The sequence below is a fragment of the uncultured Tenacibaculum sp. genome, from assembly GCF_947498805.1.
Taxonomy (GTDB): Bacteria; Bacteroidota; Bacteroidia; order Flavobacteriales; family Flavobacteriaceae; genus Polaribacter.
Genome location: NZ_CANMLT010000003.1, coordinates 316,705 through 340,779, shown reverse-complemented (window position 1 = coordinate 340,779; position 24,075 = coordinate 316,705). Strand labels below are relative to the sequence as shown.

General features: G+C 32.0%; 22 protein-coding genes and 1 tRNA gene. 17 read left to right on the top strand and 6 right to left on the bottom strand.

Annotated features, from left to right (window positions below; all coding sequences use genetic code 11):
• Positions 1 to 39: 39 nt before the first annotated feature.
• The 9 genes from Q0873_RS07415 (at position 40) to Q0873_RS07375 (ending at position 10,143) form a co-directional block, all read left to right on the top strand.
• The gene (locus Q0873_RS07415; protein WP_299105565.1) at positions 40 to 1,053 is read left to right on the top strand and encodes a hypothetical protein; all 1,014 of its coding nucleotides are present in this window, start codon (positions 40 to 42) and stop codon (positions 1,051 to 1,053) included.
• 87 nt (positions 1,054 to 1,140) lie between these two features.
• Positions 1,141 to 2,508: a hypothetical protein gene (locus Q0873_RS07410; protein WP_299105563.1), complete on the top strand. Its 1,368-nt coding sequence runs from the start codon at positions 1,141 to 1,143 to the stop codon at positions 2,506 to 2,508.
• A gap of 87 nt (positions 2,509 to 2,595) precedes the next feature.
• Positions 2,596 to 3,690, top strand: a complete 1,095-nt coding sequence (locus Q0873_RS07405) for a hypothetical protein (RefSeq protein WP_299105561.1) — start codon at positions 2,596 to 2,598, stop codon at positions 3,688 to 3,690.
• 169 nt (positions 3,691 to 3,859) lie between these two features.
• Positions 3,860 to 4,459, top strand: coding sequence for a hypothetical protein (locus Q0873_RS07400; RefSeq protein WP_299105559.1), 600 nt, complete (start codon positions 3,860 to 3,862; stop codon positions 4,457 to 4,459).
• A 14-nt stretch (positions 4,460 to 4,473) separates the two neighbouring features.
• The gene (locus Q0873_RS07395) at positions 4,474 to 7,095 is read left to right on the top strand and encodes a hypothetical protein (RefSeq protein WP_299105558.1); all 2,622 of its coding nucleotides are present in this window, start codon (positions 4,474 to 4,476) and stop codon (positions 7,093 to 7,095) included.
• A 30-nt stretch (positions 7,096 to 7,125) separates the two neighbouring features.
• The gene (locus tag Q0873_RS07390) at positions 7,126 to 7,443 is read left to right on the top strand and encodes a hypothetical protein (protein WP_299105555.1); all 318 of its coding nucleotides are present in this window, start codon (positions 7,126 to 7,128) and stop codon (positions 7,441 to 7,443) included.
• 222 nt (positions 7,444 to 7,665) lie between these two features.
• Positions 7,666 to 8,514, top strand: coding sequence for a helix-turn-helix domain-containing protein (locus tag Q0873_RS07385; protein ID WP_299105552.1), 849 nt, complete (start codon positions 7,666 to 7,668; stop codon positions 8,512 to 8,514).
• 683 nt (positions 8,515 to 9,197) lie between these two features.
• On the top strand, positions 9,198 to 9,755 hold the full coding sequence (locus tag Q0873_RS07380; RefSeq protein ID WP_299105549.1) for a carboxymuconolactone decarboxylase family protein: 558 nt from the start codon (positions 9,198 to 9,200) through the stop codon (positions 9,753 to 9,755).
• Positions 9,756 to 9,780: 25 nt separating this feature from the next.
• Positions 9,781 to 10,143, top strand: a complete 363-nt coding sequence (locus Q0873_RS07375) for a plastocyanin/azurin family copper-binding protein (RefSeq protein ID WP_299105547.1) — start codon at positions 9,781 to 9,783, stop codon at positions 10,141 to 10,143.
• 115 nt (positions 10,144 to 10,258) lie between these two features.
• Here Q0873_RS07375 and Q0873_RS07370 read toward each other — a convergent pair whose 3' ends face one another.
• The 3 genes from Q0873_RS07370 to Q0873_RS07360 form a co-directional block, all read right to left on the bottom strand.
• Complete coding sequence (locus Q0873_RS07370) at positions 10,259 to 11,551, bottom strand: aminopeptidase P family protein (protein WP_299105546.1); 1,293 nt, start codon at positions 11,549 to 11,551, stop codon at positions 10,259 to 10,261.
• A 73-nt stretch (positions 11,552 to 11,624) separates the two neighbouring features.
• The gene (locus tag Q0873_RS07365) at positions 11,625 to 12,197 is read right to left on the bottom strand and encodes a Crp/Fnr family transcriptional regulator (RefSeq protein ID WP_299105544.1); all 573 of its coding nucleotides are present in this window, start codon (positions 12,195 to 12,197) and stop codon (positions 11,625 to 11,627) included.
• Positions 12,198 to 12,279: 82 nt separating this feature from the next.
• A complete protein-coding gene (locus Q0873_RS07360) occupies positions 12,280 to 12,531 on the bottom strand; it encodes a hypothetical protein (RefSeq protein WP_299105542.1) in 252 nt (83 codons plus the stop codon).
• Between the two features lie 154 nt (positions 12,532 to 12,685).
• Here Q0873_RS07360 and Q0873_RS07355 point away from each other — a divergent pair, with 154 nt between their 5' ends.
• Complete coding sequence (locus Q0873_RS07355; RefSeq protein ID WP_299105540.1) at positions 12,686 to 13,141, top strand: nuclear transport factor 2 family protein; 456 nt, start codon at positions 12,686 to 12,688, stop codon at positions 13,139 to 13,141.
• A gap of 4 nt (positions 13,142 to 13,145) precedes the next feature.
• Here Q0873_RS07355 and Q0873_RS07350 read toward each other — a convergent pair whose 3' ends face one another.
• Positions 13,146 to 14,108, bottom strand: coding sequence for a succinylglutamate desuccinylase/aspartoacylase family protein (locus Q0873_RS07350; protein WP_299105538.1), 963 nt, complete (start codon positions 14,106 to 14,108; stop codon positions 13,146 to 13,148).
• The gene (locus Q0873_RS07345) at positions 14,089 to 14,976 is read right to left on the bottom strand and encodes a RimK family alpha-L-glutamate ligase (RefSeq protein WP_299105536.1); all 888 of its coding nucleotides are present in this window, start codon (positions 14,974 to 14,976) and stop codon (positions 14,089 to 14,091) included. Before Q0873_RS07345 ends, Q0873_RS07350 begins: the two co-directional genes overlap by 20 nt.
• 134 nt (positions 14,977 to 15,110) lie before the next feature.
• On the opposite strand from Q0873_RS07345, the gene Q0873_RS07340 reads away from it, so the two are divergent.
• The 7 genes from Q0873_RS07340 (at position 15,111) to Q0873_RS07310 (ending at position 23,191) form a co-directional block, all read left to right on the top strand.
• Positions 15,111 to 17,930: a glycosyl hydrolase gene (locus tag Q0873_RS07340; RefSeq protein ID WP_299105534.1), complete on the top strand. Its 2,820-nt coding sequence runs from the start codon at positions 15,111 to 15,113 to the stop codon at positions 17,928 to 17,930.
• A gap of 47 nt (positions 17,931 to 17,977) precedes the next feature.
• Positions 17,978 to 18,190: a zinc ribbon domain-containing protein gene (locus Q0873_RS07335; RefSeq protein WP_299105532.1), complete on the top strand. Its 213-nt coding sequence runs from the start codon at positions 17,978 to 17,980 to the stop codon at positions 18,188 to 18,190.
• Between the two features lie 23 nt (positions 18,191 to 18,213).
• A complete protein-coding gene (gene folB, locus Q0873_RS07330) occupies positions 18,214 to 18,576 on the top strand; it encodes a dihydroneopterin aldolase (protein ID WP_299105529.1) in 363 nt (120 codons plus the stop codon).
• A gap of 55 nt (positions 18,577 to 18,631) precedes the next feature.
• Positions 18,632 to 18,702 (top strand) — tRNA-Cys (locus Q0873_RS07325).
• 78 nt (positions 18,703 to 18,780) lie between these two features.
• Positions 18,781 to 19,623 carry an MBL fold metallo-hydrolase gene (locus Q0873_RS07320; protein ID WP_299105527.1) on the top strand — a complete coding sequence of 281 codons (843 nt, stop codon included), beginning with the start codon at positions 18,781 to 18,783 and terminating at the stop codon, positions 19,621 to 19,623.
• A gap of 16 nt (positions 19,624 to 19,639) precedes the next feature.
• The gene (locus Q0873_RS07315) at positions 19,640 to 21,280 is read left to right on the top strand and encodes a S8 family peptidase (protein ID WP_299105525.1); all 1,641 of its coding nucleotides are present in this window, start codon (positions 19,640 to 19,642) and stop codon (positions 21,278 to 21,280) included.
• Between the two features lie 78 nt (positions 21,281 to 21,358).
• Positions 21,359 to 23,191 (top strand): M1 family metallopeptidase, encoded by a 1,833-nt coding sequence (locus Q0873_RS07310; protein WP_299105523.1) that lies wholly within the window; start codon positions 21,359 to 21,361, stop codon positions 23,189 to 23,191.
• Between the two features lie 54 nt (positions 23,192 to 23,245).
• Here the strand turns inward: Q0873_RS07310 and Q0873_RS07305 are convergent, their stop codons facing one another.
• Complete coding sequence (locus Q0873_RS07305; protein WP_299105520.1) at positions 23,246 to 24,064, bottom strand: AraC family transcriptional regulator; 819 nt, start codon at positions 24,062 to 24,064, stop codon at positions 23,246 to 23,248.
• Positions 24,065 to 24,075 lie beyond the last annotated feature (11 nt).

The window sequence follows — 24,075 nt, the reverse complement described above, 5'->3', positions numbered from 1 at the left end:
TTGTCAAAACGATTTATAAACAGATAAAAAAGAAGAAAAATGAAACAAAACAAAGAAACTTTAAAACAATTTTTTGAAACAGGTGATAAGCCTACACAACAACAGTATGCTGATTTAATAGATAGTTATATTGATGCAAAACAGCCCGAAGGAGAAGCTAATAGAAGGTTTGTAATTGATGAATTAGGTGAAGTAAGTGTTGCTTCAAAACAAAAAGAGGTACAGGCAGATTTTAATCAAACAGATAATAATCAACCAGATTTTATCAAAGGGTATCCATTAACTGTTTTTGATTATGAAGACACTGAAAAATTTAAAACTAAAACAATCAAATTTGGAAAATATTTTGACTTTGATGAAATAGAAAAGAAAATTTTATTGAAAATAGATAGTTTAAAATCTATAGTGAAAAAGAATACAACATTTAGTTTGGGAGTTTCAGAAACTACTACCACTACCAATGGAACTGGTTATAGTGTTACAGAGAGTAAATATTTTGATTCAGATTATTTTGATGAAAGTACTACTAAGAAATGGTATGATGTAAAGCTACTTGTTAGAAATCAGATGATAGATGGGGCTATTAATGGTGTTATTACAGGTACAGTTTCTCCATCAAAGGTGAAGTCAGAGGTTTATTTAGAAATTATGTCTTCTCACAATTTTTTTCCAAGTGAAAAGCTTTTAAAAGTTGCTGAGATTGAATTAAATGATCAAAATCTAATAGAGAGTATCAGAGAGTCAAAAACACCATTTTATATTGATTACGCTATTAGTACAGAGAAAGGATCTTATGGCTCTTGGACTCCAGATTTGGTATATGTAAAAGCATTTAAGAAAGTAAATAATCAGGTTTCGCATAATAGTATTTATAAACAGCTTAGACATGATAATCATCCTAATAATAATATATACTCAAATTTATCTGATGTAGATTTTCGTTATAAAGTAGTGAACACCGTAGAGTTTTCTGATGAGGCGAATACAAATGGAAACAATAAAAAATACACATTCAATTCCGTTTTAGTAAATTCTTTCATAGAAGTAGTATAGAAAAAAATAGAAGTTTAGTCGCTAACAATTGTTTTTAGCGCCTCTTTTTTGTCAAAACAATTTATAAACAGATAAAAAAGAAGAAAAATGAAACAAAACAAAGAAATTTTAAAACAATTTTTTGAAACAGGTGATAAGCCTACACAACAACAGTATGCTGATTTAATAGATAGTTATATTGATGCAAAACAACCACAAGGGGAAGCTAATAGAAGGTTTGTAATTGATGAAGCTGGAGAGGTAAGTGTAGCAACTCAATTAGCTACTCCAGATTACCAAGCAGGAACCAATGTTACAATTGATACATCTAACCCTTTACAACCTATTATTAGTGCTTCTGTAGGAGGAGCCTCAACAGGATTAGAACAAGTTACAGAAGAAGGAAAAAAAGGATGGAGGTTAGTAGGAAGAAATCCTAGTAATTATGGTAGTATAGGTACAAATGCAGTTGATTTATCTATAAATGATTATGGTTCTTCAACCAAAGGAGCAACGGGAAATTATTCTCACTCGGAAGGTCTAAGTACATCTGCTAGTGGTATTGGATCTCATTCGGAGGGTCAAAATACGGCAGCAAGTGGAGACAAATCTCACGCAGAAGGTAATTTAACAATAGCGAGTGGAGATTCTTCTCATGCTGGAGGAATGTATAACACAGCCCCGTCATTTTGTGAAAGGACTATTGGAATGTTTGGAACCAATTATACACCAAATTCGGATACTTTATGGAATGCAACAGATAGATTATTCAATATAGGAAATGGTACTGATAACCTTAGCGCAAATCGTAGTGATGCTTTCACAGTTCTCAAAAACGGAACAATTACAGCTCCAAGCTTAACCAATACATTAATAAATACAGCAGGTAATAAATCACTGATAACTAAAGAATATGCTGATGCAAATTATGCTGGAGGAGGAACCACAGATTTGTCATATGAGGTTTCTACTAGAAAATTGGTGTCAAGTACAGGTAAAGATACTATATTACCTCTTGCCGATGCAACCAATGCAGGGTTAATGAAAGCAAACTTTTATGAGGAAGGAATTTTTACGCCTACGTTAATAGATCTTGGAGGTGGGGCAACTTATACTTCAAACACATCAAAAGGAAAATATGTTAGAGTTGGTAATAAAATTACTTTTAGTGTAAACATATCTGGAATTAACACTGTTGGAACGCCAACAGGGCAATTTAGAGTTGGAGCACTACCTTTTGAAGTTGTAGACAATCATACTGGGAATGTTATCACTTTTTCAGGCGGAAATGAGGAGTTTTATGCGATACATCCAGCTATATATTCAAGTCAAGGAAATATAATTGCTTTTAATAAAACTACCAGTAATACAAGTGGGTTATCTAATAGTGGTAATGACTTTGTATTCGCAGTTGTTTTTAATAACGGAATTGTACAATTAGCGGGAACATATATAACAAACGTGTACACATCTTAAGTAATACTAAAAGTTTAATCACTAACAATAGTTTTTGGTGGTTCTTTTTTGTCAAAACAATTTATAAACAGATAAAAAAGAAGAAAAATGAAACAAAACAAAGAAACATTAAAGAAGTTTTTCGAAACAGGAGACAAGCCTACACAACAACAATATGCTGATTTAATCGATAGTTATATCGATGCCAAACAAGCAGAAGGAGAGGCAAATCGAAGATTTGTAATTGATGAAGCTGGAGAGGTAAGTGTAGCAACTCAATTAGCTACTCCAGATTACCAAGCAGGAACCAATGTAACGATCGATAAATCTAATCCTTTACAACCTATTATTAGTGCTTCTGGAGGAAGTTCTACTTCAGATTGGGCTACACATACAGGTTCTTCAAATAATGGAGATTTAGTGTTGACAATAGGAGATTATGCACAAGGAGGAGGAGAACCTAAAATAACCTTAAATGCAAACAATGCAGGTATTGATATCGGAAATAATCAATCTTTAGTTAAGATTGAAGGTCAAGACATTAACTTTACAAACAATACAACAACTCTTGATATAGATAATGGTTCAATAACCACAAGTCTTACACCCACTCAAATAAATACAGCAGGGAATAAATCACTAATAACTAAAGAATATGCCGATGCAAATTATGCTGGAGGAGGAACCACAGATTTGTCATATGAGGTTTCTACTAGAAAATTGGTGTCAAGTACAGGTAAAGATACTATATTGCCTCTTGCCGATGCAACCAATGCAGGGTTAATGAAAGCAAACTTTTATGAGGAAGGAAGTTTTACACCAACGTTGGTAGACGCAGCTGGAGGAGCTACTTATAGTTCATCTGCTTCGGGTAAATTTACTAGAATTGGAAATTTAGTTCATTTTGAAATAAACATGGGAGGTATTAATACATCGGGAACCCCAAGTGGTGATTTAAAAATAACTGGGTTACCAATATTAGCATCAGGTTCTTATGCTTCTATATCACATGGTTTTGAAGGTATACTGGGGATTGCCCCACCAGTAGTGGATGCTGTGAGTAATTATTTTAGATTATCTAACGGGATAGAGTTTTTATATAAAGATGCTAGTGGTAATTTATCTCAAGTCAGTTCTGCGGTAATTTCTAACGGTACAATTAGAATATCTGGTCAGTATATTACAAACCTATATACTCCATAATCAAAATTAAAATCTAACCACTAACAACTGTTTTTAGTGGTTCTTTTTCCAAATTAAAACGTTAGTGTTTTTTGTTGTTCTAAGGAAGGTTTTAATTGTCAGATTTAGCGTAGTTCAAATCTATCTTTTTTGAGAATAACAACACTTTTTAACCTAAAATATCAATGCTATGAATTTTTTTAAAACGAAAACCGATAGGTTACTATTGGGAGCAATTTTATTGTTGTTATTCATCAATTTATTCATAAAACAAAATGAAAAAAGAGTAACACAAGAACCTAAAATAACTATTGTAAGAGATACCGTTTGGCAAACGAAAATAGATACGTTTAAAGTACAAACAGTAAAATATAAAAAAGTATATGTACATAAGAATGATGTCACTAAAATCATTAAAGACACCATTTTTATAAAAGATACCACTAATTATATAGCTGCTAAAATATACAGGGACACCCTGAATAATACCGATGTAGAAATCTACAGTTATGATTTAGTCAAAGGAAAGTTGTTAGATAGCCAGATCTCTTATAAACTTAAGGTTCCTAGAGAAATAACAGTAACCAAGACTATTGAGTATCCTAAAACTTATAGAAGCGGATTATACCTCTTTTCGGAAGTTGGAGGAAATGTGCAAACTTTTGACAATCTAAGTTTTGGTTTACAATACAACAGAAAAGGAAAATGGTTTGCAAGCTACAGAGTTAATTTAAATCAGATACAACAACCAACACATAATGTTGGAGTTGGAGTTCGATTGTTTGACTAAAAAAGAGAAAAAGAATGAATAAAGTAATAACCACAAAAGATCTTGTCAACTACTTAAAAATCCCAGATTTTATACAAAAAGTAAACCAAGAGATCGTAGTCGTAAAAATAACAAAAGAAAAAGAAAAGTTTCAAGAAGAAGTAATGCTTTTAAAAGATTTTCCAAGAGAAAATAGAGAAATTAGCATTCCACAAACCTTATATATTGATGTAGATAATGTAGCATACACTTTGTATGCATTTAATAATGGAAAAGTTTTTTATAAAAACATCTCCTATGAAAAAGATGAGAGAGTATTTAGCTCTACTGATTTTTCTGAATCTTTAACCGAAGTGATAATCCCAGATGAATTATATTATGGAGGGTTTCAGTTTTATATAGATACCAATAACCATTTAGTAGCAATGATGGAAATTGTACATCTAGATAACTCAAAAGATTATATCAATTTTAGACCTGAAGATTTTTCTAATTTTACTGAAAAGACTTATCACTATACCAATGTTTATGGTGTAAAAGCTAATGAAAAATTAGAAGTAGTAATTAATTCATTAAAGGCATCCGTACATCGCTTCCCAATTTTATCAAAAGAATTAGGAAGTGCAAACCCATATAGTTTATCATATTATTATAAAAAAGATGCACCCAAAGTTATACCAACATTTTTGCTAGACGAAGATGAGGTTCCTACCATTGCTTTACGTATAAGTTTTAAGAATTTATCTACTGTAATGAGTTTTTTGAAAGACACTATTTTTAACTACTTCAACGAAGTAAATGACTTTAGATCAAAATGGCGTCATCAGTTTTTAAAACGTATAGGGTATCATATAACTCCTGTAGCAAACAAATCAAGCTTAAAAGACAAAAAAGCACTGATTTATCAAATACCAGAACCTTTGTATTATGTTTTTTATAATAATACATCGTTATGGGCAGCAATAGAAACTTTAGCAAAAGGAAACATAACTGATGTATTAGGTACAAATGAAGAGGATCTTATTTTAAAGTTGTTAAAAATCATTTATCATAGACGTACCCATAAACAAATAAAAGACACTATTGGAGAAGATAAAAGAGAGGTTCTAACAGAAGAAGAGAAAAAATATACAGTAGATATTAATAATAACTTTATAACCAACCTAATTACAAGAAAGGTAGATGGCAAGTTGTTATTATACAAGCTTGTAAAAGGTCTTGACGGAAAGGAGTTTCAAACCTATGTATATTTTATTTGGAATATCTGGAAGAATAGCTCTTACGCCAATATTAATCCAAAGACAAACAAATTAATTGATATTACAGAAAAAAGCCCAGTACTATTAGATTATCGTTCCGATACCGCTTTAGGATTTCATTATGATAATGCAGAAATACATTGGGAGGGAGAACAAGCTGAAATCGATGTAAAAGTAAGAGTTAAGGTTGGGACCAAGGAAGTTCAAGAGCTAATAAATATAGGTGATGCGAGTAAACCAAGATATATTGACACTGGTAATACGGAAGTAGTAGATGATTATCAAGCACAGCAATATAATTACCATCCGTTTGCACCAATTGTTTTGGTAAATAGTAAAAACCCTAAGTTTATTTTAAAAGAAAAGGATACATCCAATACCTTATATATAAAGCTACCAGCTTTTGTATTGTTTGCAAATAACAAAAGTACTTTTTGGAAAAATGTATTAAAAGGAAGTGAGTATTTAGTAGATGTTTTAACCACGGTATCTGGTGTTGGAAATATTATTAAAGCAGGACGTATTTATAATTTATTAAAAAAAGGAAAAACGCTAGTCTATAAAACAGCTCAAGTAACAAAAGCTATAGGGGCTGTTAAAGCAGCAGCAGGTGTTATTGAAGTAAGTTCTGGAACCGTAAATACCTTGTTAAAGCTTACGGAACTGGATGATACCGAATTAGGAAGAACAATTTCTAAATATTTGTTCTATTTAGAAATGGTAGCCTTGGCAGGAGAAGTTTCTTCTTTTGTGTATGATAAATTATATAAAACAGCTAGAGAACTAGTTGAAAACCCTAAATTCGAAAAATCTTTAGATAATTTAGTTAAAGAAGGAAGGCTTGATGAGGTAGGGAAACAAAACATAAGAAGAGAACTGCGAGCGTCGGCAGGAATGGCAAGAGATACTCCTACTAGAATTGATGCAAAAGAGTTCTTAGAAAGTGCAAGAAAACTTGCAAAAATTAATCCGGAACAAGCTCTTGAGTATTTAGATGAAGCATTAAAGCATTTTAACCATTACGTTAAAGATAATAAAGTATACAAAGTGTCAAATTTAAATTGTGTAAATGTTGTGCAAGTGGTCGATGATTACCTTAAAACAGGTATTATTAAATTAGCAAAACCAACCAAAGATTTTTTACCTGTTTCAATATTAAGAGATAGATACAATAGAATCTTTGATAAATTAACGATTCCTCAAATGAAAAATGTAATAAAGGAAGGAGAAAGAGGTATTATTTACGGAGTAAAAGAGGTATATCCTTTCGAAAAAGGACATGTGTTTAATGTAGTTATGGTAAAAGGAGAATTACGCATGGTTGATGGACAAAGTGGTAAGCTGGCTTCGATAGGTTTTAGAGAATACAAATATTTTAAATATTTAAAAACAAATTAAAATTATTGAATTATGTTAACTGATAAACAAATGAGACAGATCGCTGACAAATTCTTAAAAAAGAAAGAAGAGCTATCTAATATTCCTATAATTTCACTTGAGGAATGGACAATTAAAAAACAATATGGGAACATATATATATATGGAAGCAAAAAACATTATGAAACAAAGAATGATGATTTTGCTATTATAGGAAATGCTCCTTTTTTGGTAGAAAGAGAAACAGGTCGAATTGTTCAGTTCGGAACACTTTATACAACTAAAGAGTATATACAACAATATGAAGAAAACACATATGAATATGCAGATGACAGTGTTATTGAACCGGAAGATTTAGATAATTATTAGAAAATATCTTGTCTAAGAATACCTGACTAAAAATTTTTACTTGGATAATATTGAAAAACCACCTTTAAACAGGTGGTTTTTTATTGTTTTGTAAAGTTTAATGTTTTTATTAATTTCAAATATGAAATACAACACTTAGTTGAACATGATAATGCAGTAACTTTAAAGAAAAATGTTAGCTATGTTGTTTTTTCCGACCAATAAAAAAACTATGTAAAGGCCATGGCGGTACAAGATATTATTTCCTATACCTATAAAGATATTTTTAGTTTGCAAACAGTACAGTTTGAAAAAGCTTGTGTGGTGAATGAACCAGAACAAATGAAACAACTAAAAATTATTTGGATAAAAGAAGGGAAAGGCACTTATAATATTGATTTTAAAACTTATTCTTTTGCCAATGGAGTACTTTTTTTTCTTTCACCAGGACAAGTGTTTTCTGTGGAGTCTGAAAAGATAAAAGAAGCCTATCAACTGAGTTTTCATAAAGATTTCTATTGCATTCAAAATCACGATGCGGAAATATCTTGTAATGGGGTTTTATTTAATAATGTATATGAAACACCCCTAATAAAGCCAGAAGAAACAGATGTTGTTAAGCTAGATATGATTATTCATAACATGATTGAGGAGTTTCAACAAAAAGAAGCGGCTCAATATGATATGTTGCAAGCTTATTTAAAACAGTTTATAATCTCAGCGGTTCGAATAAAGAAAGAACACGATGTTATCAAAGAAGATACCGAAACTAAATTATTTAAAGATTTTAGTGTTTTAGTTGAACAAAACTTTAAGAAGTTGCATAGCGTAACTGATTATGCAAATAGATTAGGAGTATCACCAAAATCATTAACCAAGCACTTTCAAAAAATAGGCGCTCAAACTCCAAGTGATTTTATAAAGAATAGAATTGTTACTGAAGCCAAAAGACAACTTCTATATTCTTCAGAAGCGGTAAAACATATTGCCTTCGATTTGGGGTTTAATGACCCAGCGTATTTTTCAAGATTTTTTACTAAAACTACAGGAAAGTCTCCAAAACAATTTCAAAAAGAAAAAACCACGCTGTAATACACACGTGGATTTTTTTGGGGATTATTTAATTATAAGGGGAATATAAAAAAATGTTCCGCAAAAATATACTTCATTTTTTTTCTGAATGTTAAGAGAATATTAAGAAATAAAAAACTCGCAACTTTGGGGGCTACGAGTCGTAAGGGGTTTACGTTAGGGGAAATTATAGAGGGGATCTATTATTTCATATTGATACTGCAAATATATAACGTTTTTACAATCAGTAAATTAACATAGGTTAATAAATGCGTTTTTGGTTTAAAAATACTGGAAAAAAGGGAAATGTAAGGCAAAAAAAACTCGTAATACTTGGGGTACACGAGTTTAAGGGGTTTACTATTATAGGGGATATATATAAAGGGGATTCATATATACACTACAAATATAAGAGAGTTTTTTAGTTTGTCAATTAACATATGTTAATAAATTGTAAAATTTCTAAAAAAAAGTACTGTCCAAGTATAAGGAACTTTTGTCCATTTTTTGAGGTAGGTTCTCGTCGCATCTTTGTATCAGAAATTTTAACCAAGAATTATTGGTTATCAAAAAAGGAAGAAAGATGAAAGAACAAATAAACATTCAATGCCCAAATTGCTGGGGATACCAAGAATACGACGAGCAATTCTCAGATAGAGAATTATGTAACTGTAAATAATAATAACCTAAAAAATCTATAAAAAATGAGTACAAGAATTCAAACATTAAATCCGGAAACAACAACAGGAGCGTCAAAAGAATTATTTGATGCAGTACAAGGTAAATTAGGATTCATTCCTAACCTAATTAAAGTAATGGGAAATTCACCAGCGTTATTAAAAACATATTTAACGTTAGGAGAATTAAATGGAGGAGGAAACTTTTCTAATAAGTTTAGAGAGCAATTAGCTTTAGCTATTGCTGAAGAGAATACATGTAACTATTGTTTATCTGCACATACAGCAATAGGAAAAATGAATGGTTTAACGGAAGCTGAAACAGAAGAAAACAGAAAAGGATTGTCTTCAGATACGAAAGTACAAGCTGGATTAAATTTTGCACAGTTAATTACCAAAAACAGAGGTAATGTTACTTCTGATGAGATTGCAGAGGTAAAAGCAGCAGGATACAACGATGGAGATATTTTAGAAATCGTATTAAATGTAGTGGCAAATACATTAACGAATTATGTAAACCACATTGCAGAAACAGAAATTGATTTTCCAAAGGTAGAAGCAGGAAAATTTACAATAAACGCTTAATTAAATAACTTAAAATAATAAACAAATGAAAAAAATAGTAGCAATTTTAGTAATGGTGGTTGGATTTGCTTTCCAAGCACAAGCACAAGAAGTAAAAACAGTTTCTTTAGAGCAAACTAAGGGTGAATTTACTCAGAAATCAATCACTTTAGATGAAGGAACTTATATTTTCGAAATTTCTAATGCTAATGTAGGTCATGATGTAGGGTTTGTTTTAGCTCCTAAAGGAAAGACTGATCAGAAGAACCATATCAAAAATGCATATGTAACGTCATTAGTTAAAAACAATTCTAAATCAACTTCAAAGAAAGTAGCATTAACAAAAGGCGAGTATGTATATTTCTGTCCGTTAAATCCGACTCCTCAATATACATTACTAGTACAATAGGTAGATTTTATAGTTTAATGCTTATACTCCCACTTTTTGTGGGAGTTTTTTGTTTAAAAAAAAGCCCTGTCAAATAAAGTAGACAAGGCTTGTGTTGAAATGAATAATTAAAGGTTTATGCATTCATAATATCTTCTATTTCTTCTGCTTCAATTGGAATGTTACGCATTAGGTTAAATGCTTCTCCTGTTTCCTGAATTACCACATCATCCTCTAAACGAATTCCGAAACCTTCATCAGGAATATAAATACCAGGTTCAACGGTAAATACCATATTAGCTTGCATAGGTTCGTGTAATAACCCGTAGTCATGAGTATCTAATCCTAAATGATGAGAAGTTCCATGCATAAAGTATTTTTTATATGCAGGCCAGTTAGGATCTTCATTAGCAACATCTGCTTTATCTAACAAGCCTAAACCTAACAATTCAGAAGTCATAACTTTACCAACTTCAACATGATAATCGGCCCAAATTGTTCCAGGAACTAACATTTTTGTAGCTTCATTTTTTACTCTGTTTACAGCATTGTATACTTCTTTTTGTCTATCGGTAAAACGCCCAGAAACAGGAATCATACGTGACATATCTGAAGAGTAATTAGCATATTCTGCTCCTACGTCTAATAAAATTAAATCACCAGCTTTACATTGTTGGTTGTTTTCGATGTAGTGCAAAACATTGGCATTGTTTCCACTGGCAATAATTGGAGTATAAGCAAAACCTTTAGAGCGATTTCTTAAAAACTCGTGAGCAAACTCTGCTTCAATTTCATATTCCCAAACACCTGGTTGTACAAATTCTAGAGCTCTGCGATATCCTTTTTCTGTAATATTACACGCTTGTTGCATTAACTCAAGTTCAATAGCATCTTTTACAGAACGTAAACGTTGTAATATAGGATTACTTTTAGCTACCGAATGCGCAGGGTATTTGTTTAATAACCACTTTGTAAAACGAGCTTCACGAGTTTCAGTTTCTACAGAAGCACGATAATGTTCATTGGTATTTATATATATTGTATCTGCTAAAGCCATCATTTCGGCCAATACTTTTTCTAAATCTTGCAACCAAAAAACGGTTTTAACACCACTAGATTCAAAAGCTTTTTCTTTGGTTAACTTTTCACCTTCCCAAACCGCAATGTGTTCATTAGTTTCTCTAAGGAATAAAACTTCTCTAAGGTTTTCTTTTGGGCAATCTGGAAACACAACTAAAATACTTTCTTCTTGATCTACACCACTTAAATAAAAAATATCTCTGTGTTGTTGAAAAGGTAAGGTAGAGTCTGCACTTACCGGATAGATATCGTTTGAATTAAAAACAGCTAAACTCTTAGGCTTCATTTGTGCCATGAAGTTTTTACGGTTTTTAATAAATAACTGGCTGTTTATAGGATGGTATTTCATAATTGTTTCAATTTATTCTAAAGTTGTTTTCAAAAATACAGAAACAATTTATGTTAAATTAAGCCATATGGCACTATTTGATAAGTTTTCGAATTCTACTCATATGTCTTGTTGAAATTCCTAAAAAAGAAGCTAAGTAATGCAAAGGGACCTTTTGTAAAAGTTCAGGCTCTGTAGTAAGTAGCTTTTTATAGCGTTCTTCTGGCGACAAGGTGAGTAAGTCAATTCTATAATCATCAATTAAAAAAATCTGATGTTCAATTAAGTTAAAATAGAATTGATGAAATGCAGGGTTGTTTTTTAGGAGGCTATTAAAATCATCAACGGTTATTACCCATAGATTACAATCACTAAGTGCTTTGATGTTTTTACGAGAGGGCTTTTTTTGTAAAAAACTTTGTAAAGCCGAAGTACAGCTGTTTTTTAAACCTAAATAGGTTGTTTTCTCTTCTCCCGAAATTAAAATAGAATGTTGTAAAATGCCATTTTCTATAAAGCAAAAATACTTACAGATAGTACCTTCTTCTGCAAAGTATTGGTTTTTGCTAAGAGTCAGTGGTTTAAAATGTGTTAGAATCTCAGAAATATCTTCATGCAGAGAAATATCATTAATAATCTCTTGTAAATATGTATGTAATTTGGACATGGAAATAATTTTGAAATCTGAATTAAAGGTATAAAAAAAGCCCAACAATACTGTTGAGCTTTTTTATCGTTTATATCGCTAATTATTTCTTCATTGCAGATTTAATTAAACCAATAATAACCATTAAGACAGCACCCCCAACACCACTACCAGCAATGTTTCCAATAATACCAGAAATATCAATATTAAGCATACCTAGTAATTGAGATCCTAAACCTCCACCAAGTATACCTACTACAGAGTTCCAAAGTGTACCCATTGAAAACTTTTTTAGCAAAGCACCCGCAATATTTCCACCTACGGCACCACTTAATAAGCTAATAATTAATTCCATAATTTATTGTTTTTAATTAGTTAATAGGTATTAAATTAACAATAAATTTGTTAATAAAACAAATGACTCTTTGCTCACGTAGGTAAAAAACGCTTAAGATAACTTTAACAAAATCAAATATTTAAATAGCTAACTTTGAGGAAAACCAATTAGTATGAGAACATTTGTTATTGTTTTAGTTTTTGCGTTTTCTGCAAATATTTTTTCTCAAGAAAAAGAATTAGCGGTAAAAAAAGTAACCGAAGCTGCTAGTAATTATATCAATACTTTTTACAAGGCAGATACTACTTTAGCTTATAAAAGTGTGCATCCAAAACTTAGAAAAGTAGGATGGTGGTTTAATAAGAAAAAAGATCAATATTCAAATGACTCTGAAATGTCTTTTGATCGATTGATTAGTTTAGCAAAAAGATGGAATGCCAAAGGAGATAGAGCTAATGATAAGAGTATTCATAAAGTAGAAATCTTAGATGTGTGTGATAAAATTGCAGTGGCAAAAGTTACCGCAGTTTGGGGTATTGATTACTTAAATATGGTACATACAGATGATGGCTGGAAAATCATCAATATCGTATGGCAATCTGAGCCTAAATTTTCAATAAGAGAATAAAATCCTAGCTTCCAAAATGAAATAATGCATCTCCCATATTTACTATGGGAAAGTTGTTTTTTGCAATAATATATCCATTTTTTGGAGCTTTTACAGGAAAATTGGTTTCTCCATAAGTATCCATAATATTTCCAAGGATTTCACCTTTTTTAACGTGCGCACCGTTTGTAACTTTAGTATTAAAAATACCAGCGACTTTTGCACGAATCCACTTTCTTGAAGTAATATGAATTGAAGTAGGACCTTGTGGAATAACTACATTATCATGAATCATTTTAAAATGTTTAAGAATACGAAGTGTTCCATTGATTCCTTCTTGAATAGCGTTTTCTTCTAATCGTAAAGACTCACCACCTTCATAAACAATAACAGGAATGTTATTTTTATAACACTCATTTCTAAAAGATTTGGCTATCAATTTAGAACCGAACATTAAAGGAGCATTAAATAATTTAGCAAGTTCAGATCCGCGTTTATCTTCTGGAGTAAAGCGTATTTGTGGAAAGTTATTTCGTTGAGCACCGCCTGTATGGTAATCAATGGCAAAATCAACATTTTTAGTGATTTCTTTCATTAAATAATAAGCCATTCTACTCGCTAAAGAACCTTTTTTTGAACCAGGAAAACTTCTGTTTACATCCTTACCATGCATATCTCTAGATAGGTTCAAGAAACCAAAAATGTTCAATAAAGGAACTACAATAACACAGCCTCTATGTATCTTATATGACTTATCAATTAACATTCTTCGAACTAGCTCTACACTATTTACTTCATCTCCATGCAATCCACCTTGAAGTAAAACAGTAGGACCTAATTCTTCTCCATTAAAAACATATACAGGAATTTCAATGTAGGTTCCGGTAGGTAATCTATCTACAGGGATTTTGATCAATTTAGATTCGCCTAAGCCAATCTTTTGACCTCTAATTTCTACAATATTGTTTTTATATTCTTTTTTGAACATCCTCTTCTAAAAATTTAATAATAGCTTTGGCTATATCTACTTTTGTAAATGCTTCAATACCCTGTAGTCCAGGTGTAGAATTTACTTCTATCAATAAAGGTCCGCGTTTTGATCTGATAAGGTCTACACCAGCAATATCTAGATTTAAAAGTTGTGCGGCTTTTATTGCTATTTCTTCTTCTTCTGAAGTTAAGTCTATTTTAGAACCACTTCCACCTCTATGGATATTCGAACGGAAATCATCTTCCAATCCTTTACGCTTCATAGCGGCAACGACGTTGTTACCAACTACAAAAGCACGAATATCTTCACTATTACTTTCTTTGATAAACTCTTGCAGTAGAATATGTGTATTGGTACTATACATGGTATCGATAATAGATTTAGCAGACTTTTTACTTTCCGCTAAAATAACACCAGAACCATGTGTGCCTTCTTGCAGTTTTATAATAATAGGAGCACCGCCTAATAAATCAATTTGCTCAGCAATATTCTCAGGGTTTACAGAAAAAAGAGTACTAGGAATTGGTAAAGATGCCTTATTCATTATTTGTAATGTACGAACTTTATTTTGTGCTCTTAAAATTCCTAAAGAAGAAGCTGTAGTATACACATTATTCATCTCAAATTCTTTTACAACATCAGAACCATGTCTGGTTGCAGAGGCTCCGATTCTTGGAATGATAATATCAGCTTTTTCACTAATATTTTCACCTTCGTAAAAAATTTGATGTTCTCCGTTGCTAAGTTTAATAGAGCATTTTAAGTGGTTTATAACACTAACCTTATGCCCACGCCTTCGAGCTTCTTTATATATTCGTTGTGTAGAATATATGTATTCACCTACGGAGAGAATAAAAATGTTCATAGCCTAAAAAATAATTGTGCTCTCACAAATCTAATCTTTTATTTTTTATGATACATAAAGAATTTAGCATCTGTTAATTTTTTTGATTTAACATGGTGATGTAGTAACTTCATCGCTTCCTAAACCAAACACCCATGAAAAAAATTATATTTGGATTGAGTATTGTGTTAACAACTACAGCAATAGCACAACAATCTTCAATCTCTGCAGAAACAATTCAAAAAGCATTAGAACAAAAGAAACAGTTAACAGAAAAGTCAACAGTAAAAAATATTTCTTTTGAGAATATAGGTCCTACTGTTATGAGTGGGCGTGTTGTTGATATTGATGTAAATCCTAATAATACGACTGAGTTTTATGTAGGATATGCTTCCGGAGGAGTTTGGTATACGAACAATAATGGAACTACTTTTACTCCAATTTTAGACTCTTCTTCAACGCAAAATGTTGGTGACATTGCCGTTGATTGGAAAAAAGGAACAATATGGGTAGGTACAGGAGAAAATAATTCATCCCGTTCATCTTATGCCGGTATTGGAATTTTAAAATCTACCGATAAAGGCAAAACATGGACCAATGTAGGATTACACGATTCTCATCATATTGGTAGAATATTGATTAACCCCAATAATCCAGATGAGGTAGTTATCGGTGTTATTGGTCATTTATATTCTCCAAATGCCGAAAGAGGAATTTTTAAAACTACAGATGGAGGTAAAACCTGGAATAAAACCTTATACATTAATGAAAATACGGGAGTGATAGATGTACAGCAAGCTCCGAATAATTTTAATGTATTATATGCAGCTGCTTGGGAACGTGACAGAAAAGCTTGGAATTTTGATGGAGATGGGAAAAATTCAGCAATTTATAAATCGACAGATGCAGGAAATACTTGGACGAAAGTTTCTGAAAACAATGGTTTTCCTAATGGAGATGGAGTAGGTAGAATAGGGTTGGCTGTATTTGATGAAAACACAGTATATGCTTTTCACGATAGTCAATTCCGAAGAAAAAAAGAAAACAAAAAGAAAGAAGATTCCAAAGCATTGTCTAAAGACGATTTTAAAACGATGTCGGTTTCGGAGTTCTTAAACTTAAAAGATAAAAAGCTAAATACCTATTTAAAAACAAATGGTTTTCAAGAAAAATATAGGGCCGAAAATGTAAAGCAGATGGTAAGATCTGGATCTGTAAAACCTATTGACTTAGCGAAATATTTAGAAAATGCAAATGCTTTATTGTTTGATACTCCTGTAATTGGTGCAGAAGTTTTTAAAACAGAAAATGGAGGGAAGTCTTGGAAAAAAACGCACGAAGGATATTTAGATGATTTGTATTATTCTTACGGATATTATTTTGGTGAAGTACGTGTAGATCCGCAAGATAAAAATGCAATTTATGTGTTAGGAGTTCCAATTTTAAAATCGAAAGATGGGGGGAAAACATTTACCTCTATTAGTAAGGAAAATGTACATGCCGATCACCAAGCTTTGTGGGTAAACCCTAAAAAACAAGGACACTTGATTGATGGTAACGATGGAGGATTGAATATCTCCTATGATGATGGTGAAAATTGGATTAAGTTAAATCAACCAGCTGTTGGACAATTTTATACTGTATATGCCGACAACCAAAAGAATTATAAAGTGTATGGCGGATTACAAGATAACGGTGTTTGGGTAGGTAGCCATAATGCAAAAATGGATAAGAGGTGGCATCAAACAGGTAAGAATCCTTATGAAAGCATCATGGGAGGAGATGGAATGCAAGTAGCTGTAGATGATAGAGATCCGAACATTGTATATACAGGATATCAGTTTGGAAACTATTATAGAATCAATAGAAAAACAGGAAAGAATACTTACATACAACCAAAACATAATTTAGGAGAAGTTCCATATCGATTTAATTGGCAAACCCCAATCCATCTATCAAAACACAATCAAGATATTTTATATTTAGGAGGAAATAAATTACACCGTTCTTTAAACAAAGGAAATGACTGGGAAACTGTTTCTGATGATTTAACGCAAGGAGGAAAAAAAGGAAATGTAGCTTATGGAACTTTAACAACAATTGCCGAAAGTCCGTTTCAATTTGGATTATTATATGTAGGATCGGATGATGGATTGGTACATATTTCAAAGAATGCTGGAGGTAGCTGGGAAAAAATCTCAAACAATCTTCCTCAAGATTTATGGGTAAGTAGAGTAGTGGCTTCAAAACACAAAAAAGAAAGAGTATATGTATCGTTAAACGGGTATCGTTGGGATGATTTTACCCCTTATGTATATATGTCTGACGATTATGGAAAAACTTGGAAAAATATTGGTAGCAGTATTCCAGTTTCACCAGTAAATGTTATCAAAGAAGATCCGGTAAAAAAGAATGTTTTATATCTAGGTACAGATAATGGTTTGTATGTGTCTTTTGATAATGGAAGTAACTGGAAAGCTTTTGAAAAAGGATTGCCAAATGTTGCAGTTCATGATTTAGTAATTCAGCCAAAAGCAAAGCATTTAATTGTAGGAACACATGGACGTAGTTTGTATAAAGCAAATGTAGCTCCGTTACAAGAGTTCAATAATAAAGAAGCGATATTTTCAATACAAAATATAAGAAAGAGAGCTTCTTGGGGAAGCACATGGAGTAAGTGGTTAAAGCCAAATACTCCTGAAATTAGCATTCCTTTTTATACAAACTCTGAAGGAGAAGAGACTGTAAATGTTTATGCAGATGATGTTTTAGTGAATTCATTTAAAACAACAACAGTAAAAGGATTTAATGAGGCAATGTATGATGTTTCTTTTTCGAAAAAAGGAAGAAAAGCATATACACAAAAGCATAAAGATGCCATCATTAAAAAAGCTAAAAATGAAGTTTATTATTTACCAAAAGGGAAGTATACAGTTGAAGTTAACAATCAAAAACAAACCTTTGAAATAAAATAATTTGTAACATTTTTATCGGTTCATACTCTAATAAATAAAAAAACAGTATGAATAAGCCATTAAATTATACCTGTCCGAAATGTAACAATCACACTTATGAAGTGGGGGAAATGCGTGCAACGGGAGGTACTTTATCGAAAATTTTTGATGTTCAAAACAAGAAATTTACTAGTGTAACTTGTAAAAGATGTAGCTACACAGAGTTTTACAAAGCAAGTACAAGCGCATTAAGTAACATCTTTGATTTCTTTACAAATTAAGAAACATTGGTATCTTTGCTTCTATGGGAATTATACGTGTAAACAACATTCGGTTATTTACGAATCACGGATGTTTGGAAGAAGAAGCAAAAATTGGATCAGAATACAGAGTGGATGTTGAGGTAAAAGCAGATTTATCAAAGTCGTCAAAAACAGATGAATTAGCAGATACTGTTGACTATGTTCACCTAAATCATATTGTAAAAGAAGAGATGGCTATACGATCTAAACTATTAGAGCATGTAGCACAAAGAATTTTAGATAGAATGTTTGATGAGATACAACTCATTGAAGAAGCGGAGGTTAGCGTAGCTAAAATAAATCCACCAATTGGAGGAAATGTGGAGGAGGTTGTAATTGTTTTAAAAGATGTGCGTAAAAAGTAAAAAAAGCTTGCAAAAATAGATAAAAACTGTAAATTTGCAGTCCTTACAGGTTTAAGGTGCCGTGGCCGAGTGGCTAGGCAGTGGTCTGCAACACCATCTACAGCGGTTCGAATCCGCTCGGCACCTCTAAAAGCACATCATAATTGATGTGCTTTTTTGTTTTTCTTAACATAAAGCTCATAAAAATTCTGCATCTTTGTAGTTATGCGAATTTATCCGATAGAAACTGGTAATTTTAAATTAGACGGAGGAGCTATGTTTGGAGTAGTTCCGAGATCATTATGGGAACGTACAAATCCTGCCGATGAGAAGAATATGATTTCAATGGGAATGCGTTGTATGCTTATTGAAGATGGAGATAGATTAACTTTGGTAGATACAGGAATTGGAAATAAACAATCAGATAAATTTTTTGGATATTACTACTTATATGGAGACTTCTCATTAGATACTTCATTAGCCCAATATGGTTTCCATAGAGATGATATTACCGACGTCTTTTTAACACATTTACATTTTGATCACTGTGGAGGAGTAATTCAGTGGAATAATGACAGAACAGGATACATTCCAGCTTTTAAGAATGCCAAAGTATGGAGTAATGAGCGACATTGGAATTGGGCTATAGAGCCAAATGCTCGTGAAAAAGCATCTTTTTTAACAGAAAACATTAAACCTATTGAAGAATATGGACAATTAAATTTTGTTCATAGAAATACCATTGATCAAGTTGGTTTTGATGTAATTTTTGTTGATGGTCATACAGAGAAACAAATGCTTCCGAAGGTAGAATATCAAGGAAAAACAATTGTTTTTATGGCTGATTTATTACCTACAGTAGGACACATACCACTACCTTATGTAATGGGATATGATACCAGACCGCTACTTACGCTTGAAGAGAAAAGAGTTTTTTTAAATGAAGCTGCTGATAAAGAGTTTTATTTGTTTTTAGAACATGATGCATATAATGAATTATGTACTGTTCAACACACAGAAAAAGGAGTTCGATTGAAAGAGACATTTAAATTTACAGACATATTTTAATTAAGATAGAGAGATTATGAGAGTTTTAAAACCTGTATTTTACTCAGCGATAGCAGTGGCTACATTAGCGAGTTGTAAAACAGTAAGTAAAATACCAGTACCAACTGGTTCAAATACCGTGGTAAATATTCCAGCTAAAAAAGCTGAATTAACCGATTACGAAAAAGATAATTGGCAACACTTAGACTTAGCTTCAGACTCTATACCTGGAATGAGTGTTAAGAAAGCATATGACTTTTTAAAAGGTAAAAAAGGAGTAGAGGTTGTAGTTGGAGTAGTAGATAGTGGTACCGACTTAAAACATGAAGACCTAGTAGATGTTGCATGGGTAAATGTTGATGAGGTAGCAGGAAATGGTATTGATGATGACAAGAATGGATATGTAGATGATATTAATGGATGGAATTTCCTAGGGAAATCGTATACTGAGCACTTAGAATACGAACGTATTTTAATGAAGCCTTCTATAGCTAGTAAAGAGTTGTATGAAGAAGTAAAAGCTTTTCAAAATGAAAAGGTAGAAGAAGCTAAAGGAACCAAAGAAAGATATACGCAGTTTGTAAAGAACATTGATAAAGCAACAGAGGTTCTTTCTAAATATTTCGGAAAATCAGAATTTACTAAAGAGGAAATATTAGCAATTAATAGTTCAGACGAAGATTTAGCAACTGCAAAAGGAGTTGCTGGATTTATGTTTAATTATTTTGAGTCATTACCAGAAGCAAAAGAGTTTTTTGAAGGAGCAATTAAGAAAGCTGCAAAAACAATTAATGGTGAGAATTTAAAAACAGATTATCGTACGGTTGTAGGTGATAATGCTTATGATATTAACGATAAGCCAGGATATGGTGATGGAAACACTGGTCATTCAGAAAAAGGTGAAGCACATGGGTCTCACGTATCTGGTATTATTGGTGCTACAAGAGCAAATGGAAAAGGAATGGATGGTGTAGCTAATAATGTGAAAATTATGGCGGTTCGTTCTGTTTCTGATGGAGATGAGTACGATAAAGATGTTGCTTTAGGTATTCGTTATGCAGTAGATAATGGAGCTAAAGTAATCAACACAAGTTTTGGTAAAGGATTTTCACCAAATAAAGAGTGGGTTTTTGATGCTATTAAATATGCGGCTAAAAAAGATGTATTAATTGTAAATGCAGCAGGAAATGACGCTAAGGATATTGATGTAGAAAAAACATTCCCGAATGATGCACCGGATTTTAAAAATGAAATTTCAGACAATTTCTTAACAGTTGGTGCAATGAGCGCTAATTATAACAAAGAATTACCCGCTTCTTTTACAAACTATGGTAAAGTAAATGTAGATGTTTTTGCTCCTGGAGTACAAATTCATTCAACAACTCCAGATGGAGAATACAAGAAGTTTAGCGGTACATCAATGGCTTCACCAGCAACAGCTGGAGTTGCAGCTTTAATTCGTTCTTATTACCCAGAGTTAAGTGCTAGTCAAGTAAAGCACATTTTAATGAACTCAGGAACAAAGATCGGTTTAAAAGTAATTAAGCCAGGTTCTCCTTCAAGAGAGAATCCTGAAGGAGTATTAGTTCCTTTTTCAGATTTATCAGTTTCAGGTCGTGTAGTAAATGCATACAATGCATTACGTATGGCTGATAGAATGGTAAATGGAAGAAAGTAATTATTGGAAATTAAAAATATAAAAAGAGCATTACTAAATGCTCTTTTTTTGATTAAACCTATAACTAAAATATACAATATGAAGAAAATTTTATTCGGACTTTCTCTGTTATCTATGGTTGCTTGCGCAAGCAATAAACAAGTGTCAGATAAAGAAGAAAAAAATGACAATGGTTACTGGCAACAACATGTAGACTACACGATGGATATTGATGTGGATGTAAAGACATTTCAATATAAAGGAACTCAAAAGTTAGTATACACAAATAATTCTCCAGACGCATTAAACAAAGTGTTTTATCACTTGTATTTTAATGCTTTTCAACCAAACTCTCAAATGGATATTCGCTCAAGAAATATTGCAGATCCAGACAGAAGAGTAGGAGATAGAATTAGCAAGTTAACGCCGTCAGAAATTGGATATATCAAAGTAAATTCATTAAAACAAAATGGTGTTGCGGTATCTCATAAAACAGTTGGTACTATTTTAGAAGTTACATTAAATCAAGCAATTCAACCAGGAGAGAGTGTAACTTTTGATATGATTTTTGACGCGCAAGTGCCAAAGCAAATTCGTCGTTCTGGTAGAGAGAGTAAAGAAGGAGTTGCTTTTTCAATGACACAATGGTATCCTAAAATGGCCGAGTATGATTTTGAAGGTTGGCATACACCTCCGTATTTAGGAAGAGAATTCCACGGAGTTTGGGGTAATTTTGATGTAACTCTTCATATTGATAAAAACTATGTAGTAGGAGGTACAGGATACTTGCAGAATCCACAAGAAGTAGGTCATGGCTATGAAAAAGAAGGAGCGCAATTAAATCTTCCTTCAGGAAAAAAGCTAACATGGAAATTTAATGCACCTAATGTACATGATTTTTCATGGGCAGCAGATCCAGAATATACGCATGATGTATATAAAATGAAGAATGGAGTTGATTTACATTTCTTGTATAAAAAAACATTAAATAAAGAGTTTTTAGATAACTGGAAAAGATTACAGCCTAAAACAGCTGATTTAATGAATTATTTTAGTGAGCATGTTGGTCCATATCCATACAAACAATATTCTGTAATTCAAGGAGGAGATGGAGGAATGGAATATGCGATGTGTACTTTAATAACAGGAAAACGTAAGTGGGGTAGTTTATTTGGAGTAACTGCACATGAATTGGCACATACTTGGTTTCAGTTTTTATTGGCTACAAATGAATCAAAACACCCTTGGATGGATGAAGGTTTTACAACCTATATTTCTAACAAAGCAGAAAATGAAATTTTAGAAAGAAATAGAGTAAATCCACAAGAAGGATCTTACAACCACTATTATGCTGTGGTGAGTAGAGGAATTGAAGAACCAATTTCAACACATGCAGATAGGTACCATACCAATGCGGCATATGGAATGGCAAGTTATTCTAAAGGAAATATATTTTTAACGCAATTAGAATATATCATTGGAGCAGAAAATGTAGCAAAAACATTAAAGAAATACTTTGAAGATTTTTCGTTTAAGCACCCTACACCAAATGATATTAAACGTACTGCAGAGAAAGTATCTGGAGTTCATTTAGATTGGTATTTAAATGAATGGACACAAACAACGCATACAATCGATTACGGAATAAAATCTGTAAACGGAAGAGAAGTTACACTAGAGCGTATTGGTAAAATGCCAATGCCAATTGATGTTGAGGTAACTTATAAAGATGGTTCAAAAGAAATGTTTAATATCCCATTACGTATGATGAGAGGAGAGAAAAAATCGTCTGCAACGAAATTAGATGATTGGACATTTGCACACCCAACTTATAGTTTTTCTACTTCAAAAGATGTAAAATCTGTTGAAATTGATCCATCAGGATTAATGGCTGATATTAATGTAGATAACAATACAGTTACTGTTGAATAAATAGGAGTAGCGTAAAATTTATATTGAAAAGGTTGAGGTTTCCTCAACCTTTTTTTATTGCTGTATCAGTTGTTTTTGAAGTTGTGTTGGAGTAAGTCCAGTATGTTTTTTAACAAAAATGCTAAAGTTAGAAGGACTGTCGAAATTATAGTTGTAGGCAATTTCTTTATGGGTTAATTGCTTAAAAGCTAAGTCTCTTTTAATGTTTAGGATTAGAATAGCATGAATGTACTTTAAAGGAGTGCTATTTAATTCAGATTTTATGATTTGAGTAAGTTTTTTTGTTGAAATATGCAGCTTTTCCGCATATTCAGCAACTGACAATCTACTAATATGCTCTTCTACCAAATAAATGAAGTCTATTGTTAATGCATGAAGTTTTTTGTTTTTGAGCTTAATATTTTGTTCTTCGAGTGTATATAAAAGAGAAGAAAGCAAATGAACTGTTTTCTCTTTATAAAAGAACGATTTACTTTTCTGAATACTTAAAATGTTATGTAATTGAGAAAAGAAAGAATGAGATAAAATACTGTCTTGCTCAAAAACCACTTCAGATTTGGTAAAGCTTTTCAAAAAAGAAAAAGAATCAGTAGAAAGTGTTTCTTGCGTAAATTGTATTAATAAGCCATCAGCTTCAGAGCTCCTTTTTAGCAAATGAATTTGTTTGGGCTTTACAATATAACAGCTGTTGTCTTTAATAGGAACTTTATCAAAATCAATTAATTGATAGCCACCTCCCTTTTCAAAAAATAAAATTTCAAAGTAATTATGTTTATGAATAGTATTAAAATCATAACTATTCTCATGAGATATTTTCTCAATATTAATACTATATGAGCTGTTTATGTTATGAGTAGGGATGTTTATAGGCATAAATTCATAAG

What these genes read in the sequence shown, in the direction of transcription:
- Q0873_RS07415 (WP_299105565.1), top strand. Translation starts at nt 40, where the DNA reads ATGAAACAAAACAAAGAAACTTTAAAACAATTTTTTGAAACAGGTGAT.
- Q0873_RS07410 (WP_299105563.1), top strand. Translation starts at nt 1,141, where the DNA reads ATGAAACAAAACAAAGAAATTTTAAAACAATTTTTTGAAACAGGTGAT.
- Q0873_RS07405 (WP_299105561.1), top strand. Translation starts at nt 2,596, where the DNA reads ATGAAACAAAACAAAGAAACATTAAAGAAGTTTTTCGAAACAGGAGAC.
- Q0873_RS07400 (WP_299105559.1), top strand. Translation starts at nt 3,860, where the DNA reads ATGAATTTTTTTAAAACGAAAACCGATAGGTTACTATTGGGAGCAATT.
- Q0873_RS07395 (WP_299105558.1), top strand. Translation starts at nt 4,474, where the DNA reads ATGAATAAAGTAATAACCACAAAAGATCTTGTCAACTACTTAAAAATC.
- Q0873_RS07390 (WP_299105555.1), top strand. Translation starts at nt 7,126, where the DNA reads ATGAGACAGATCGCTGACAAATTCTTAAAAAAGAAAGAAGAGCTATCT.
- Q0873_RS07385 (WP_299105552.1), top strand. Translation starts at nt 7,666, where the DNA reads ATGGCGGTACAAGATATTATTTCCTATACCTATAAAGATATTTTTAGT.
- Q0873_RS07380 (WP_299105549.1), top strand. Translation starts at nt 9,198, where the DNA reads ATGAGTACAAGAATTCAAACATTAAATCCGGAAACAACAACAGGAGCG.
- Q0873_RS07375 (WP_299105547.1), top strand. Translation starts at nt 9,781, where the DNA reads ATGAAAAAAATAGTAGCAATTTTAGTAATGGTGGTTGGATTTGCTTTC.
- Q0873_RS07370 (WP_299105546.1), bottom strand. Translation starts at nt 11,551, where the DNA reads ATGAAATACCATCCTATAAACAGCCAGTTATTTATTAAAAACCGTAAA.
- Q0873_RS07365 (WP_299105544.1), bottom strand. Translation starts at nt 12,197, where the DNA reads ATGTCCAAATTACATACATATTTACAAGAGATTATTAATGATATTTCT.
- Q0873_RS07360 (WP_299105542.1), bottom strand. Translation starts at nt 12,531, where the DNA reads ATGGAATTAATTATTAGCTTATTAAGTGGTGCCGTAGGTGGAAATATT.
- Q0873_RS07355 (WP_299105540.1), top strand. Translation starts at nt 12,686, where the DNA reads ATGAGAACATTTGTTATTGTTTTAGTTTTTGCGTTTTCTGCAAATATT.
- Q0873_RS07350 (WP_299105538.1), bottom strand. Translation starts at nt 14,108, where the DNA reads ATGTTCAAAAAAGAATATAAAAACAATATTGTAGAAATTAGAGGTCAA.
- Q0873_RS07345 (WP_299105536.1), bottom strand. Translation starts at nt 14,976, where the DNA reads ATGAACATTTTTATTCTCTCCGTAGGTGAATACATATATTCTACACAA.
- Q0873_RS07340 (WP_299105534.1), top strand. Translation starts at nt 15,111, where the DNA reads ATGAAAAAAATTATATTTGGATTGAGTATTGTGTTAACAACTACAGCA.
- Q0873_RS07335 (WP_299105532.1), top strand. Translation starts at nt 17,978, where the DNA reads ATGAATAAGCCATTAAATTATACCTGTCCGAAATGTAACAATCACACT.
- folB (WP_299105529.1), top strand. Translation starts at nt 18,214, where the DNA reads ATGGGAATTATACGTGTAAACAACATTCGGTTATTTACGAATCACGGA.
- Q0873_RS07320 (WP_299105527.1), top strand. Translation starts at nt 18,781, where the DNA reads ATGCGAATTTATCCGATAGAAACTGGTAATTTTAAATTAGACGGAGGA.
- Q0873_RS07315 (WP_299105525.1), top strand. Translation starts at nt 19,640, where the DNA reads ATGAGAGTTTTAAAACCTGTATTTTACTCAGCGATAGCAGTGGCTACA.
- Q0873_RS07310 (WP_299105523.1), top strand. Translation starts at nt 21,359, where the DNA reads ATGAAGAAAATTTTATTCGGACTTTCTCTGTTATCTATGGTTGCTTGC.
- Q0873_RS07305 (WP_299105520.1), bottom strand. Translation starts at nt 24,064, where the DNA reads ATGCCTATAAACATCCCTACTCATAACATAAACAGCTCATATAGTATT.